Raw genomic sequence first — 13419 nt, forward strand, 5'->3', positions numbered from 1 at the left:
TTGGGCTTCAAGCATGCGCCGCGCGATGGTTTTGCGGCGCGGGGTCATCTTCACCCTTGTTTCTCCGCGGTGCAGGGCCGACAGAGAGGGAAATATGTCGCTTCCCGTTCCCGCAGGCGTTTCTTCTCCGCCGCCGCGCTACGCGCTGTGGCTTGTTCAACATCGGCTTTTGTTATGCGTCCGCCTTCAGTTTTCGGTTCGACCGTTGACAGATCAATGTTCTTATTGCGGGCGATGTTTCTCGCGACCGGAGTGGCGCTCGCTTTTCCTGCGTCCGAAACGGGACCGGGTTCGCTTTGCGGAGTTTCCGTTTCCGCAGAGGGAGGCGTTGCGGAGGCGGATTCGTCTATCACTCCCAGAGCGTCTCCAACCTTCACCTCGTCTCCTTCGTTTTTGCCTATTTTCAGAACCACGCCGCTCGTTATCGCCGGCACTTCAAAGTTTGCTTTTTCGGTCTCAAGCTCAACAACGGTTTCCCCGGTGTTCACGGGGTCGCCTTCACGCTTGAGCCATTTGATTACGGTCGCGTCGATAACTGAGTCGCCAAGTTCGGGCACTACTATTTGAGTTGCCATCTTATCCTCCGAGTTGCTTCAAGATTAAACATTTTTCCCCATCATAACACCGCTTTTTTCAATTTTATAAATCTCTTTCGCGCTGAACGCCTGCTCAAGCAGAATGGCTTGATTGGCCTTGTGCATTGACATTGAGCCCTCCGCGGGGCTTGAGTTCCGTTTTCTCGCGATGAAACCCAGAGGAATGTTTCGCGGACGCACAATTCTGCGCAGAAACGGATGTATGAAATCCCACGCTCCCATATTCACCGGCTCTTCCTGAAGCCAGATTACCTCTTTTGCTTCGCCGTATCTACTCACCGCCTTCTCAATTTCCTCAACGGGCGGGTGGTAAATTTGTTCGACCCTGATTATCGCGACTTCGGGGTGTTTCTTTCTCAATTCGGACATTTCAAGATCTATCGCAACTTTGCCGCTGCACAAAAGAACCCTGCTCACCTTGCTCGCGCCTTTTTTGTCAATCGGGTCGTCAATGACGGGTATAAACCGCCCCGAAGACAGTTCTTCAAGCGACGATGAGGCGAGCGGGTTTCTGAGCAGACTTTTCGGCGTCATCACCACAAGGGGAAGCGGGTCTGTTTTCAGCAACATTGCCTGCCGTCTCAACACATGGAAAAACTGCGCGGAAGTTGTGCAGTTCACGACCCTGATGTTTTTTTCCGCCGCCATTCCGAGAAATCTCTCAAGCCGCCCGCTTGAATGGTCGGGTCCCTGTCCCTCGTAAGCGTGTGGCAGAAGCAGCACAAGCGAGGAGATTTGCCCCCACTTTGAGCGCCCGGAAACCAGATATTCGTCTATCAACGGCTGGGCGCCGTTTATGAAATCCCCGTATTGAGCCTCCCAGACTATAAGCGTGTCGGGCTTTTGTATGCTGTATCCGTATTCAAACCCGATGCACGCATTTTCAGTCAGGGGGCTGTTGATGATTTCAAACGCCGCTTTTGCCTGAGGCATTTCCCGCAACGGGATATGCTCTTTTCCCGTGTCCGAGTCGTGAAGAACGGCGTGCCTGTGGCTGAAAGTTCCCCTCTGGCAGTCCTGCCCGCTGAACCGTATGGGCACTCCGTCCGCAAGGATTGAGGCGTAGGCGAGTTCCTCGCCCAGCGCCCAGTCTACCGTGTGGGCTTTGGGGTCTTTGAGCGCGTCCCGCCTTTTTCCACGGGCTTTGCTTACTTTGTAGTTCATGGAAAAACCGTCCGGCACTTCAAGCAGGGCTTTGTTCATCTCTTTCAGTTTTGCCGCCGGAAACGCGGTTTTTGCCTTTTTCGCCGCCCCCTCTTCGGGAATGACAACCGGCATCTCGCCGTTGCCTAATTCTTCCGGAAGCGTTTCAAAGGTTTTTGTCAGGGCTGCCATGTGCTCTTCAAACAGTTTGTCCGAAGAGGTTTTGTCCATTATTCCCTCTTTGGCGCAACGCCCGGCAATTTTTTCCCTTGCGGTTGGTTGCTGACTGATTTTTTCATACAGCAACGGCTGAGTGAATTTCGGCTCGTCGCCCTCGTTGTGTCCGTGCCTGCGGTAGCCGACGAGGTCTATGAGGAAGTCTTTGTTGAATTTGCGTATGTAGGAAAACGCTATCCTTATTGCCTCCATGCACGCTTCGGGCTCATCGGCGTTGATGTGGATTACGGGCACTTCAAACCCTTTGACGAGGTCGCTTGAGTAAAGCGTGCTTCTGCTGTCTTTCGGAATGGTCGTGTAGCCAATCTGGTTGTTTGTGATTATGTGAAGCGTTCCGCCCGTACTGTATCCCGGTATCAAAGACATGTTCAGCGTTTCCGCGTTGATGCCCTGTCCCGGAAATGCGGCGTCTCCGTGAATAATGACGGGCAGGGAATACATCGGGTCAAACTTCGGCTCTCCGGGAGATGAAGAGTCCGTTCCCGCTCCGCGCGCCATTCCCTGTATGACCGGATTAACCGATTCCAGGTGGCTGGGGTTGGGCGCGAGCACAATTTCCAGCATTTTGTCCCCGCTTGAGCTTCCGTTCATTTTCAGCGGCTTTACGGCACCCTCGTGGTATTTAACATCGCCCGTCCAGCCCATGTCGTCTCTGAAATCCCTTTCATAGACGGAGTCTTTGAACTTCACAAGCGACTGCGCGCACGGCTTGTCCATAACGTTATGCATCACATTGAGCCGCCCCCGGTGAGCCATTCCAAGCGTTATGTGATAAACGCCCGAGTCCGCCGCGAGGGACACAAATTCGTTAATCATCGGCACAAGCATGTCCATTCCCTCAATGGAAAAACGGAACTTGCCCGGAAACACCTTGTGCAGAAACTTTTCAAGAGCCTCCACTTTGCAAAGCTGTTCAAGGATTGATTTCAGGTCAATGGGGGTGAGCGGGGGTCTGAACTTCCCGGATTCCGCCGCGCCCATCATCCACAGCCGTTCATTTGAGTAGTAGATATGCTGAAAATCGTAGCCGGAAAAGGACGAGTAAACCTCTCTGAGTTTTTGGATAACCTCCGCCGCGTTTGAGCATCCTTTCGTGATTGGGCTGTCAATTACCGACGGCGGAATCCCGGCAAGGTTTTTTTCGGTCAGTCCGTGAAATTCGCTTGAAAGGAGTTTGTCTCCCGCCGGGGAAGTTCCGAGGGGATCCAGTTTGCTGTCAAGATGCCCGTTCAGCCGTATGGCCTGAGCGAGATTCGCCGTTGCGACCGTTGCGCCCGATGAGTCCGCGGCTTGCGTCCGCGCGGCGGTTGCGCCGCCGTTTTGCATTTCCGACAAGCCGTTTTCAGGCGGAGTCCATGCGTCAAAAAGCGCTCGCGCTTCGGGGCTGACCGAAGAGCGGTCTTTCAGGTAGAGGCTGTAAATTTCCATAACAACGGCCGAGTTGGGGCCGTGAAAGAGATCTTCCAACATCAGAGATGTGCGGTTTTGTTTTGCCATCGGAACGGCGTTCTTCCGTTATCGGGAAGCAGAGCAATAATAATACAGAATTCGGTCATAGACAATATGTGTCTGAACAATTTTTCTAATGACTTCCGCGCTCCCCTACCTGTTTTTCTTGGGTCTGTCTTTTTCCTCTATGTAGCCCTTGAGCTGTACTTTGCTCCTGATTTCGGGCGGCAGATTGCTCAAGTCCGGCTTGGGCATGTCCGTGGAAAGGTCGCTTGTGAAAGAGAATGACGACACGACCTTTTTTGCTTTCTTTGAGCCGCACGAGGGGCATTTCACCCTTTTTTCATCACCTTTTTCGTATATCAATTCAGAAAAGCGGAAGACATCGGTGTTCATAACAAACATCGTTGAGCCATCTTCGGAATACCGGATTACGTCCTGCCCGTTTTCTTTGGCTTTCCCGGCTTCGGCTTCAATTCTGCCTTTTTTGAGGTCAATGATTTGCGCGCTACGCACAACGGAACTGTTTTTTACGGTTGGCGAGACGGACTTTTTGCCGCCTTTCATAATGTCGCTCATCGCTTTTTCCGCGCTTTTTCCGCAAGGCGTACATTCATATTCAAACAGCGGCATAATTCCTTATTACCTTTTGAAGTGCTGGTTCAGGGTGTCCTGCCCGACCCAGTTCTGGCGCTCCTCGTCTTTCTGCACTTTGTAGTCTTTATGCCAGCCGAAGTCGTCTCCGGGACCGGGCTCCCTTTCTCTTTTGTCAAAAATCGCCTTGAAAGTTGAAAAAACCCGCCGCACTTTTCCGCCGTTGCATAACGGGCATTTCGGCGGCCGCGCCCCGGGCTCCATCAGCTCGCTGAATTTGAAGTCTTTAAGTTCAAGGTAAAGCGATTTTCCCACTTCAAGCGAGTATTTGAACCGGCGCACACTTCGCGACCGCGACGGCGTTTTTTCGCCGAGAGAAAACATCGGCGCGCCCGTTTCCCCCTTCGCGACCTCCATGTAGAGGAAGCCGGGGTTTTCCTTTAATATCCGCGAGGCGTTTTTTTTGTTCAGGTTCCCGACAAGGTTTGAAATGTCCTTGTTGAACCTGTTCATACACCCTTCGCATTCATACTCATAAAGAGGCATAATAAGACCGAGAATTCTACATCTATTTGCCGTTTTTGAAAGGGACAAGTTTTGAAATCATCACCGGAAAACAGCGCGGAATTGATTATCCGGTGTGATGGAGCGGTTGTTTCACTTGAAATAAACAGACCCGAAAAGAGAAATTCTCTGTCTCCCGACGTTCTTCGGGGGATTGTCCGCGCGCTTGAAAAATTAAAAAAAGACGGCTCGGCGCGTTGCGTTGTGCTGTCGGGGCGTGGGGGCAAGGCGTTTTCATCGGGATACGATTTTTCCTTTGTGGTTCCCGGAGATATCACCCGCGATTACGGCGGAAACAAACACCCGCTTGCCGCCGCCTGCGACGCGGTGGAAAATTTTCCGCACCCCGTTCTGGCGCTTGTGCGCGGCTACGCCGTGGGCGGAGGGCTTGAGCTTGCCGCCGCTTGCGACTTCATAATTTGCTCGGACGATTCAAAGTTTTCCATGCCTCCTTCGAAGCTTGGAATCGCCTATCCGTTTTCGGGTTTGCGCAGAATCGCCCGCGCAGTCGGGATTGCCAACGCCAAACGGATGTTTTTTGCCGCCGAAACCTTTACGGCTCATCAAGCGCTTCAGGCGGGGCTTGTGAGCGAAGTAACTTCGCCCTCAGCCGTTGAAGACACCGTTTACGCACTCGCCCGCAAAATCGTTTCAGGCGCGCCTCTGTCAATACAAGCCGCCAAACAAGGGCTCAACATTCTCGCGAAATCCTCAAAACCGTCCGCGAAAGACTCGGCCGCTGTGCGCGCAACACTTGAAAAAATCGGAAAAAGCGCCGATTTCAAAGAGGGAATGAAATCGGTCGCTGAAAAAAGAACGCCCGTTTTCAAGGGGCGCTGATTTACCGTCCGTAAATATCCTCAATAAAATCCCTGTCTTTGCTCCAGCCCGGTTTTGCCATCACGTTCAGTTCCAGAAAAATCTTTGTTCCGAGAAATTTTTCAATGTCACTCCTCGCGCGCGACCCGATTTCTTTCAGCATCTTGCCGCCTTTTCCTATCACGATTTTTTTGTGCGACTCTTTTTCAAGAAACACTTCGGCGTTTATGTAAAGAATTTTGCCTTTTCCGCGCCGCATTTCCCTAACCGCAACCGCCGATTGGTAAGGCACTTCGCCGTGGGTGAGGCGGAAAATTTTTTCTCTGACAAATTCCGCCGCGATAAATTCCTCCATCGCGTCCGTGCCGTTGTCATCGGGAAACTGTTTTTCGCCTTCCGGCAGAGATTTTTTCAAAACTTCAAGCAGGCGCTCCAAGCCCGTTTTTTTGAGCGCCGAAACCGGAACAATATCCGCGATTTTGTCGCCAAACCGTTCTGATTTTTTCAGCGCTTCAAGCACGGACTTCCTGCCCCCGATGTCGGTTTTGTTCAGAGCCACTATCACGGGGCGCGAAGAATCCTTAATTACCTTGACTTCGCCCGCGCCAAAAGGGGCGGAATTATCCGTAACGGCGAGAGTTATGCCGCTCTCCAGCGCTCCGAGTGCGGATGCGGTCATTTTTTTGAGCAATTCTCCCCTCGGGCGGACTATTCCCGGTGTGTCGGTGAAAACTATTTGTGCTTCGTTGTCCGTGAATATGCCGTTTATGCGGTTGCGCGTTGTGTTGGGTTTTGGAGATGTGGCGCAGATTTTTCGACCCACAAGCGCGTTCACAAGCGTGGATTTTCCCACATTCGTTCCGCCGACTACCGACACAAAGCCGAACCTGTATTTTTTGCCGTCCGACATTTGTGACAAGAATGGCGTATTCAGCCGCCAAGCGCAAACCGCCCGGACGGGTTGAAAATCAGTAAAGTTGGTATAGAGTGAGATTTTGCCTGCGTGTGTGCGCGAAAAGCATCCGCGGGATAAGGGAAATTCTTTGAAGGATTACGTTTTTACACCCGGTCCGGTTCCAGTTCCGAGCGATGCTCTAATTGAGATGGCAAGGCCCATCATCCACCACAGAACTGCGGAATTTGAAGCGATAGTTAAACAAATACGCGCCGACCTGAAACAGATTTTCCAGACCTCCGGCGAGGTTCTGGTTATCGCTTCTTCGGGGACGGGAGCGATGGAAGGCGCAATTTCAAACACGCTTTGCGGGGGTGACAGGGTTCTTGTCGTCAACAGCGGAAAGTTCGGGGAAAGATGGGGAAAAATCTGCCGCGCTTTCGGCGTTGAAGTTGAAGAAATCACAGTTGAGTGGGGAAGGGCTGTTGACCCTGCGCTCATACGGGAAAAACTCGACAAAAATCCCTCCATACGCGCGGTTTTGATGCAGGCGAGCGAAACCTCAACGGGCATAAAAAACCCGACCGCCGAAATAGCCGTGATTACGCGCGAGCGGGATGATGTGATTCTGATAGTGGACGGCATAACGGCCGTTGGCGTTTTTCCACTGCCGTTTGACGAACTTGGCATAGATGTGCTTGTGGCGGGCTCGCAGAAGGCTTTCATGCTTCCTCCGGGGCTCTCGTTCGTTTCCATGAGCCCCAAGGCGTGGGATTTCAACAAAACCTCAGACCTTCCAAAGTTTTATTTTGACTTCAAAGCCGCCGCGAAAAGCGCGGACAAAAACACAACTCCGTGGACACCGGCGGTCAGTCTTATAAGGGGGCTGTCGCAGGTTTTGAAAATGTTCACCGGAGAGGGGCTTGAAAATATGCACAAACGGCATGCGGTTTTTTCTTCCGCGACCCGAAGCGCTTTTGAAGCGATGGGAATGGAGTTGTTCACAAAAGATGAACCCAGTCCCGCGCTTTCAGTCGCGGTCGCGCCACCTGAAATCGGCGCGGCGCCCTTAATCAAAACCCTCAAAGAAGATTTTGGAATAACGGTTGCGGGGGGGCAGGATCAGGCGAAGGGGAAGATTTTCCGCGTTTCCCACATCGGATACATAGACCGTTCGGACACAATAGCGGTTGTGTCTGCGGTTGAGCAGAGTTTGAAAAAACTCGGGCACGGGTTTAATTTCGGCTCCGGGATGGAAGCCGCCTCCCGAATAATCAGCGAAAATCTGTGAAAAGGGCTTCCACTCTCTTCATATTTGACTTGAGGAACAGATAATCAGGCAAATTAAAAATGTTTGCACGCAAGCGGGTCTTCGTCTTTTTCCGAGATTAAATATGCCGCTTCATACTGCCCGCCGCGGTTGTGATAAAGACGCATTCCCGAAGGCGTTTTGATGTAATTGCCGGAAATTTCGCAACCGTCCGGCATTTCAACTTCATAGATTGAAAAAGACAGGGTTTGCGAGCCGAGATTAAAATTCCTGCGTTTCTCGCCAATCTTTTTTACTTTGACCGCCTCTTGTAGCGCGAGCGGGAAAATCTGTCCGTGAACCTGAATTTTCATCCGTTCTCCTCGCACCTGATTCTGTTGAGCGAACCAACGCACATAAGCAAACGCGCGATTTTTTCGTTCTTTTTATATGCGGATTTCCCTTCAAGAATTTGTCCGCACTCAGTGCAACGGTTTGACGATGCGGATGAAAAATCGCACGGCGCGCACCGGAAAGCCGTTTCATCGTGCCAGTGCATCAAAGAGTAGATCAACTCGTTGACGCCCCAGCCGACCATTACGTCTCCCCACTGGTCAATGGCCTCTATCAGTTCCCGCCTGTAGGGTTCGGGAACTTCACTGAAATCTCCCAGATAGACACGCTCGCCCGTTGAGGCATACACGCCGAAATTTCGCGCCATCACAGTTTTGCCACCTTGCTCATGAGGAGATGGTCCGCGAGCACCAGATTGACCATCGCTTCGGCAATGGGAACCGCACGCGGGCACAAGCACGGGTCATGCCTGCCCCGGACGACCAAATTCTTCGGAGACCCTTTTTTATCAACTGTTTTCTGGGTTTTTGATATTGACGAGGTAGGTTTTATGGCGATTCTGACCACGAGATTTTCGCCGTTTGTTATGCCGCCGAGCAACCCGCCCGCGTTGTTTGTTTTGAACCCCAGAGAGCCGTCTTTACGCTTGAACATCAAATCGTTCACTTCGGAGCCCCTCCTTTTCGCCACATCAAACCCGCTTCCCATTTCAAAGCCCCTTATGCCCCCGATGCTCATCAGAGCAGAAGCCAAATCCGCATCAAGTTTGTGAAAAACCGGCTCGCCAAGCCCTGCGGGAAGCCCCTTTGTTACGACCTCAACCGTTCCCCCGACGGAGTCTCCCTGCCGTCGGACGGAGTCTATGAGGTCAAACATCTGTTTCGCTTTTTTTGCGTCAGGGCAGCGCACGGGATTTTTTTCTATTTCGCTGAAATTGACCTTCTCCGCGACTATGTCGCCCACGCTTCTGACAAACCCGCGCGTTTTAACCCCGAGTTTTTCAAGCAGTTTTTTTGCCACCGCGCCCGCCGCGACCCGCCCGACTGTTTCCCTTGCCGAAGCCCTGCCTCCGCCGCGGTAGTCTCGGAATCCGTATTTTTCATCGTATGTAAAATCGGCGTGTCCGGGGCGGTAGATGTCTTTTATTTTCTCGTACGAAGACGAGATAACGTCTGTGTTGCGTACAAGCATGGAGATCGGCGTGCCAAGTGTTTTGCCTTTGAACACGCCGGACAAAATCTCAACCTTGTCCGCCTCTTTGCGCTGGGTTGTAACCTTGCTTTGCCCGGGGCGGCGGCGGTCAAGTTCGCCTTGAATGTCGGTTTCGGAGATTTTAAGCCCCGCCGGGCAACCGTCCAGCACAACCCCGACTGCGCTTCCGTGCGATTCCCCCCATGTTGTGATTCTGAAAACCGTTCCGAATGTGTTTCCGGCCATTTTTGTATAATACCCGCTTCTTGCTCAGTTGAAGTCGTGTTCCCGTAAGTCGTGAAGCTTTTTCTAGATTAATCCGCGCGACTTCAACCACTCAACAGTCTTGCGTAAACTCTCCTCCACCGAACCGCGCCGGTATCCCAGTTCCCGCTCGGCTTTTGAGCAGTCCGTGTGCCAGTTATAGCGCGACAGTTTGACGGAATCCAAATCCATCGTTGAGTAGTTTGGAAACGCCAACCCGAGAACGCGCTCGGCAAAAAATGCGGATGCGTATGCCGCAGAGTAGGGGATTTTTAATTTCGGCGCGGGCACCCCGGTTACTTTTTCAAGCAGATTGAAATACTCAAGCACCGTCAGGTTTGTGTTGCTCAAGATGTAACATTCTCCGGTTTTGCCTTTTTCCGCGGCGAGTATGTGACCCTCCGCCACATCCTCAACATCGGTAAGGTTGAGAGTGCCGTCCATATATCCGGGGAAACGCTTTTTGCAATACCACAGAACCGAGCCCACGCTGGACAGATACTTGTCTCCGGCTCCGATGACGACCGAAGGGTTCGTTATCACGACATCAAGCCCTTTTTCGCAAAAATCAAGCGCCGCGGCTTCGGCGGCGCGCTTCACATTCATATATCCGATGTTTGCGCCTTGAAAATCCGGGTCGGTCTCAGAGTCTTCCGTTATCAAACCGTTCTTAACCGCCGGTCCCAGCGCCGCCACGCTGCTTGTGAAAACCACCTTGCGCACGCCCGTTTCAAGAGCGGCCGACAAAACTTTCCGCGCCCCCTCAACATTTATCTCCACCATTTTTTCGTAGTCTCTTTTTTTAAACGAAACAAAGCCCGCACAGTGATAAAGGGTTTCGCACCCTTCAAGAGCTTTCAGCACCGATGCGCGGTCTGTTATATCGCCGTTTATTTTTGTTACACCCGTGCGGTCAAGGTCTTCGGTGTTGCTGGTTACGCGCACAAGCGCGCGAACTTCCGCGCCTTTGGTTTTAAGTTTTCGCGCGATATGAGAACCGATGAATCCGGTTGCTCCGGTCATTAAAATCGCCATGTTAAAGCGCCTCCCGATAAAAGGTTTACGAGTTAGAAGTTAGAAGTTTGAGAGTGAGTTGTCAACGGCTATTTGATTTGACTGTCCCCGCCCGCGCGCGTCTTGCCTGTGTTTGCCGCCTCATATATTCTGGAACAGTCGCCGCGCGCGAAAAATCCCATGTCTCAGGCACACGCTATTGTTATGGAAAAAATCCGCAAAGATTATGCCGGGCGGCGTATTCTTGACGGGCTGGATTTGCGGATTGAGAAGGGCGAAATCGTTTTTCTCAAAGGAGAAAACGGTTCGGGCAAAACTTCGTTGTTGAAAATTGCCGCCGCGCTCTCAAGACCCGCCGCCGGAAAAGCGCAAGTTGCGGGTTTTGACACCGTTTCTTCGCCGGAGCAAGTGCGCCGCAGAGTGGGGTTTGTTTCTCACGAAGACTGCCTTTACGAAAGTTTGAGTGCGTTTGAAAACTTGCGTTTTTTCTGTGAACTCCAGAGGATTGAGAACGCGGGAGCGAGGGCGGGCGAGTTGATTGAAATTTTTGAAATTCCGTCCGCTTCACGGCAGGGTTGCGGCTTGCTGTCGGCGGGAATGAAAAAACGGATTTCAATAGCGCGCGCCGTGTCGCACAATCCCGAAGTGCTTCTTCTTGACGAGCCGTTTTCCGGTCTTGACCGCAGGGGGAGTGAGATTCTTTCGCAAACGCTTGAACGTTTGAAAAACTCCGGCGCGGCTGCGCTTGTTTCAACTCACGGAAATTTTGAAGGTGCGGATATTTCCGATTGGACGGCGGTTATCAGCGACGGGCGCGCGGACCGGAGAGGGAGCGGGTTGTGAGAGACATCTGGACTGTTTTTCTCAAAGATATTTCCATTGAGACTTCGGGCGGGGGAGTTTTTCCCGCCGTGGCGGCTTTTGCGGTTGTCATAGCGTCCGTTCTGCATTTTACAAACGTTTTTCCCTCTGCGCCCGCTGCGGCAAAAGCCGCTCCGGCGGTGTTTTGGATTTCCACTCTGTTTGCCGCCACAATCGCGTTTGAGCGCTCGTTTGAGGTTGAGAGAAAATCCGAAGCCATTCGTACGGTTCTTATGTCGCCGGTTGACAGGAGTGCGGTTTTTATCGGAAAAACTCTCGCCAACCTGCTTCTTCTTACCGCCGTTCAAGTGGTTTTTATTCCGGTTTTCGCGCTTTTTTTCTCTCTGGACATATTGCCGGTTTTGGCGCCGTTCGCCGTGGCGGTTTTCACGGGAACGGTCGGCGTGGCGGCGGTGGGAACCGCGCTTTCCGCGCTTTCCGCGCAGACCGGCATGAAAGGGGCTATCTTTCCGGTTTTACTTTTTCCGCTTCTAATTCCGGTTTTAATAAGTGCGTCCGAATCTTTGTCCGCGGTGCTTGGCGGCGTGCCCGCGGGTGATCTCCTGCGCCATATGAAGGTGCTCATCAGTTTTGATTTTGCCTTTCTTGCGGCCGGGGCGCTGGTTTACGGATATATAATTGAAGATGTTTAGGAGGATTTTTTGAGCGCTTCAAAGAAAACCGTTTTTGCTTTTGCGTTGCTTTTTATGGCGGCGGCGATTTGGATGAGCATTTTTTACGCGCCGACCGAACTCAAGATGGGGCACGCGCAGAGAATTTTTTATTCTCACATGGGCGCGGTTGCCGCGATGACCGTGGCTTTTATAATCGTGTTTGTGTCAAGCATTGCTTTTCTGCGTTCAAGAAAGTCCGGGTGGGACGTGCGCGCCGTGTCCGCAGCGGAAGTCGGGGTTGTTTTCACGCTCGTAACGATGCTGACGGGCGCGATATGGGCGAAGCAGTCGTGGGGAACATGGTGGGTCTGGTGGGACGCTCAGCTTCAAGCCACTTTTGTGCTGTTTTTGCTCTATTGCGGCTATTTGCTTCTCAGGAGAGCGCTTCCCGAAGGCGAGAAAAGCTCCGTGCTGACCGCCGTGTTCGCGTGCCTCGCTTTTATAGACCTGCCTTGGGTTTATGTGTCCGCGCGCGTTGTGAAAAGGGATATTTCCCCCATTGTTTTTGGCCCGGGCGGAGAGGGTATCGCGCCTGAAATGATGCACACCTTGCTTGTCAACATTGTGGCGTTTGTTCTTTTGTTCATACTGATTTTGCACGAACGCGAGAGAATTGAAACTTTGAGGCGGCGTATTGGTTCGCGCCGTGAAGGTTAGGGTTTTGTTATACGGGCTATCCGGTTTTGCGAAGCTCTGTGAATGAGTTTTCGTGTTCGCTCACAATTCTGCTTACGGTTGAATAGTGAATTCCGAAATGGTCTGATATTTCCTTCATTGAGAATTCGCCCGAGCGATACGCCGCGAAGACCGCTTCATTTCTGTCCCGTGATGCCGCTGACAAAACGCATGACGCTTTTGAGCCCCATTCTCTGTTCCACCGGAATCTCTTTTGAGTGTTTTGCGGACGCGAACTTTGAGGAGTTTTCAATAAAGTCCTTGTCGCCCAGATAAATCTGGTGCTTGATTTCCAACCCGATGTTGTTCTGCTCCGGGGTTGAAACAAAGTTTTCAAACTCCGCGCCGCCGCCGAAAATTGCCGCTGTTGCCGCTGTGTTTACAAAAGAAATATTTTCCTTTCCGCTTGAGGCGCGGCAACTGCTCCATTTCCACTGAACCGGTGAGGTTATAAGCTTTTTTCTGACCGGATTTGAGAGCACATGTCTGATAACGCGCTTCAGGTATTTTTCCTTCTGGAAAATTACGGAGTGAAACCTGCCCATGAAGAGATGCCCCGAACGGTTATGGTTTCTGTTGAACGCCTGCGTGTAAACCTCCGTTCAACTGTCTCATTCCGGCTGAAAGGTTGGCTTTGGGAGTTTCAACGACAATCTGGTAATGGTTGTCCATCAGGCAGTAGGCGTAGCAAATCCATCCGAATCGTGAGCACACGGACTCAAAAGTGCTCAGCCACAACCTGCCGTCATCGGAACTGATAAACACCCTCTGAGACGCATTTCCCTTTGAGGTTACGAGATAAAAAGCGTTTTGATATTCCACTCTGAGCGGTCTTGCCAT

General features: G+C 52.0%; 16 protein-coding genes. 5 read left to right on the top strand and 11 right to left on the bottom strand.

What is annotated here, in order from left to right:
* Positions 1 to 50 precede the first annotated feature (50 nt).
* The 4 genes from ACY430_RS00360 to ACY430_RS00375 form a co-directional block, all read right to left on the bottom strand.
* On the bottom strand, positions 51 to 575 hold the full coding sequence (locus tag ACY430_RS00360) for a biotin/lipoyl-containing protein (RefSeq protein WP_462136925.1): 525 nt from the start codon (positions 573 to 575) through the stop codon (positions 51 to 53).
* Between the two features lie 24 nt (positions 576 to 599).
* On the bottom strand, positions 600 to 3473 hold the full coding sequence (locus tag ACY430_RS00365) for a 2-oxoglutarate dehydrogenase E1 component (protein ID WP_462136926.1): 2874 nt from the start codon (positions 3471 to 3473) through the stop codon (positions 600 to 602).
* Positions 3474 to 3578: 105 nt separating this feature from the next.
* Positions 3579 to 4058, bottom strand: coding sequence for an FmdB family zinc ribbon protein (locus ACY430_RS00370; RefSeq protein ID WP_462136927.1), 480 nt, complete (start codon positions 4056 to 4058; stop codon positions 3579 to 3581).
* 9 nt (positions 4059 to 4067) lie between these two features.
* Positions 4068 to 4565, bottom strand: coding sequence for a hypothetical protein (locus ACY430_RS00375; RefSeq protein ID WP_462136928.1), 498 nt, complete (start codon positions 4563 to 4565; stop codon positions 4068 to 4070).
* 51 nt (positions 4566 to 4616) lie between these two features.
* On the opposite strand from ACY430_RS00375, the gene ACY430_RS00380 reads away from it, so the two are divergent.
* The gene (locus ACY430_RS00380) at positions 4617 to 5423 is read left to right on the top strand and encodes an enoyl-CoA hydratase/isomerase family protein (protein ID WP_462136929.1); all 807 of its coding nucleotides are present in this window, start codon (positions 4617 to 4619) and stop codon (positions 5421 to 5423) included.
* Between the two features lies 1 nt (position 5424).
* On the opposite strand, the gene era is transcribed toward ACY430_RS00380, so the two are convergent.
* A complete protein-coding gene (gene era, locus ACY430_RS00385) occupies positions 5425 to 6312 on the bottom strand; it encodes a GTPase Era (RefSeq protein ID WP_462136930.1) in 888 nt (295 codons plus the stop codon).
* A gap of 193 nt (positions 6313 to 6505) precedes the next feature.
* Between era and ACY430_RS00390 the strand changes: the two genes are divergently transcribed.
* Complete coding sequence (locus ACY430_RS00390) at positions 6506 to 7588, top strand: pyridoxal-phosphate-dependent aminotransferase family protein (protein WP_462136931.1); 1083 nt, start codon at positions 6506 to 6508, stop codon at positions 7586 to 7588.
* A 53-nt stretch (positions 7589 to 7641) separates the two neighbouring features.
* Here ACY430_RS00390 and ACY430_RS00395 read toward each other — a convergent pair whose 3' ends face one another.
* The 4 genes from ACY430_RS00395 to ACY430_RS00410 all read right to left on the bottom strand — a co-directional run bounded on the left by ACY430_RS00395 (position 7642) and on the right by ACY430_RS00410 (position 10390).
* Entirely contained in the window at positions 7642 to 7920 is a 279-nt protein-coding gene (locus ACY430_RS00395) for a hypothetical protein (RefSeq protein WP_462136932.1), read from the bottom strand.
* Positions 7917 to 8267, bottom strand: coding sequence for a hypothetical protein (locus ACY430_RS00400; RefSeq protein ID WP_462136933.1), 351 nt, complete (start codon positions 8265 to 8267; stop codon positions 7917 to 7919). The genes ACY430_RS00395 and ACY430_RS00400 overlap by 4 nt, the downstream gene beginning before the upstream one ends.
* On the bottom strand, positions 8267 to 9337 hold the full coding sequence (aroC, locus tag ACY430_RS00405; RefSeq protein ID WP_462136934.1) for a chorismate synthase: 1071 nt from the start codon (positions 9335 to 9337) through the stop codon (positions 8267 to 8269). Before aroC ends, ACY430_RS00400 begins: the two co-directional genes overlap by 1 nt.
* A gap of 63 nt (positions 9338 to 9400) precedes the next feature.
* Positions 9401 to 10390, bottom strand: a complete 990-nt coding sequence (locus ACY430_RS00410) for an SDR family NAD(P)-dependent oxidoreductase (RefSeq protein WP_462136935.1) — start codon at positions 10388 to 10390, stop codon at positions 9401 to 9403.
* 108 nt (positions 10391 to 10498) lie between these two features.
* On the opposite strand from ACY430_RS00410, the gene ACY430_RS00415 reads away from it, so the two are divergent.
* From ACY430_RS00415 to ccsA, 3 genes are read left to right on the top strand one after another with little or no spacing between them, the layout of a single operon-like run.
* Positions 10499 to 11212, top strand: coding sequence for an ABC transporter ATP-binding protein (locus tag ACY430_RS00415; RefSeq protein WP_462136936.1), 714 nt, complete (start codon positions 10499 to 10501; stop codon positions 11210 to 11212).
* Positions 11209 to 11883: a heme exporter protein CcmB gene (locus ACY430_RS00420; RefSeq protein WP_462136937.1), complete on the top strand. Its 675-nt coding sequence runs from the start codon at positions 11209 to 11211 to the stop codon at positions 11881 to 11883. The genes ACY430_RS00415 and ACY430_RS00420 overlap by 4 nt, the downstream gene beginning before the upstream one ends.
* Positions 11884 to 11892: 9 nt before the next feature.
* The gene (gene ccsA / locus ACY430_RS00425; protein ID WP_462136938.1) at positions 11893 to 12561 is read left to right on the top strand and encodes a cytochrome c biogenesis protein CcsA; all 669 of its coding nucleotides are present in this window, start codon (positions 11893 to 11895) and stop codon (positions 12559 to 12561) included.
* Between the two features lie 155 nt (positions 12562 to 12716).
* Here ccsA and ACY430_RS00430 read toward each other — a convergent pair whose 3' ends face one another.
* Both ACY430_RS00430 and ACY430_RS00435 read right to left on the bottom strand, forming a co-directional pair.
* Positions 12717 to 13124 (bottom strand): hypothetical protein, encoded by a 408-nt coding sequence (locus ACY430_RS00430; protein WP_462136939.1) that lies wholly within the window; start codon positions 13122 to 13124, stop codon positions 12717 to 12719.
* A gap of 19 nt (positions 13125 to 13143) precedes the next feature.
* A partial coding sequence (locus tag ACY430_RS00435; protein ID WP_462136940.1) for a transposase occupies positions 13144 to 13419 on the bottom strand: 276 nt, incomplete at its 5' end.

This window comes from Candidatus Mycalebacterium sp. (assembly GCF_977828045.1).

What these genes read in the sequence shown, in the direction of transcription:
- ACY430_RS00360 (WP_462136925.1), bottom strand. Translation starts at nt 575, where the DNA reads ATGGCAACTCAAATAGTAGTGCCCGAACTTGGCGACTCAGTTATCGAC.
- ACY430_RS00365 (WP_462136926.1), bottom strand. Translation starts at nt 3,473, where the DNA reads ATGGCAAAACAAAACCGCACATCTCTGATGTTGGAAGATCTCTTTCAC.
- ACY430_RS00370 (WP_462136927.1), bottom strand. Translation starts at nt 4,058, where the DNA reads ATGCCGCTGTTTGAATATGAATGTACGCCTTGCGGAAAAAGCGCGGAA.
- ACY430_RS00375 (WP_462136928.1), bottom strand. Translation starts at nt 4,565, where the DNA reads ATGCCTCTTTATGAGTATGAATGCGAAGGGTGTATGAACAGGTTCAAC.
- era (WP_462136930.1), bottom strand. Translation starts at nt 6,312, where the DNA reads ATGTCGGACGGCAAAAAATACAGGTTCGGCTTTGTGTCGGTAGTCGGC.
- ACY430_RS00390 (WP_462136931.1), top strand. Translation starts at nt 6,506, where the DNA reads ATGGCAAGGCCCATCATCCACCACAGAACTGCGGAATTTGAAGCGATA.
- ACY430_RS00395 (WP_462136932.1), bottom strand. Translation starts at nt 7,920, where the DNA reads ATGAAAATTCAGGTTCACGGACAGATTTTCCCGCTCGCGCTACAAGAG.
- ACY430_RS00400 (WP_462136933.1), bottom strand. Translation starts at nt 8,267, where the DNA reads ATGGCGCGAAATTTCGGCGTGTATGCCTCAACGGGCGAGCGTGTCTAT.
- aroC (WP_462136934.1), bottom strand. Translation starts at nt 9,337, where the DNA reads ATGGCCGGAAACACATTCGGAACGGTTTTCAGAATCACAACATGGGGG.
- ACY430_RS00410 (WP_462136935.1), bottom strand. Translation starts at nt 10,390, where the DNA reads ATGGCGATTTTAATGACCGGAGCAACCGGATTCATCGGTTCTCATATC.
- ACY430_RS00430 (WP_462136939.1), bottom strand. Translation starts at nt 13,124, where the DNA reads ATGGGCAGGTTTCACTCCGTAATTTTCCAGAAGGAAAAATACCTGAAG.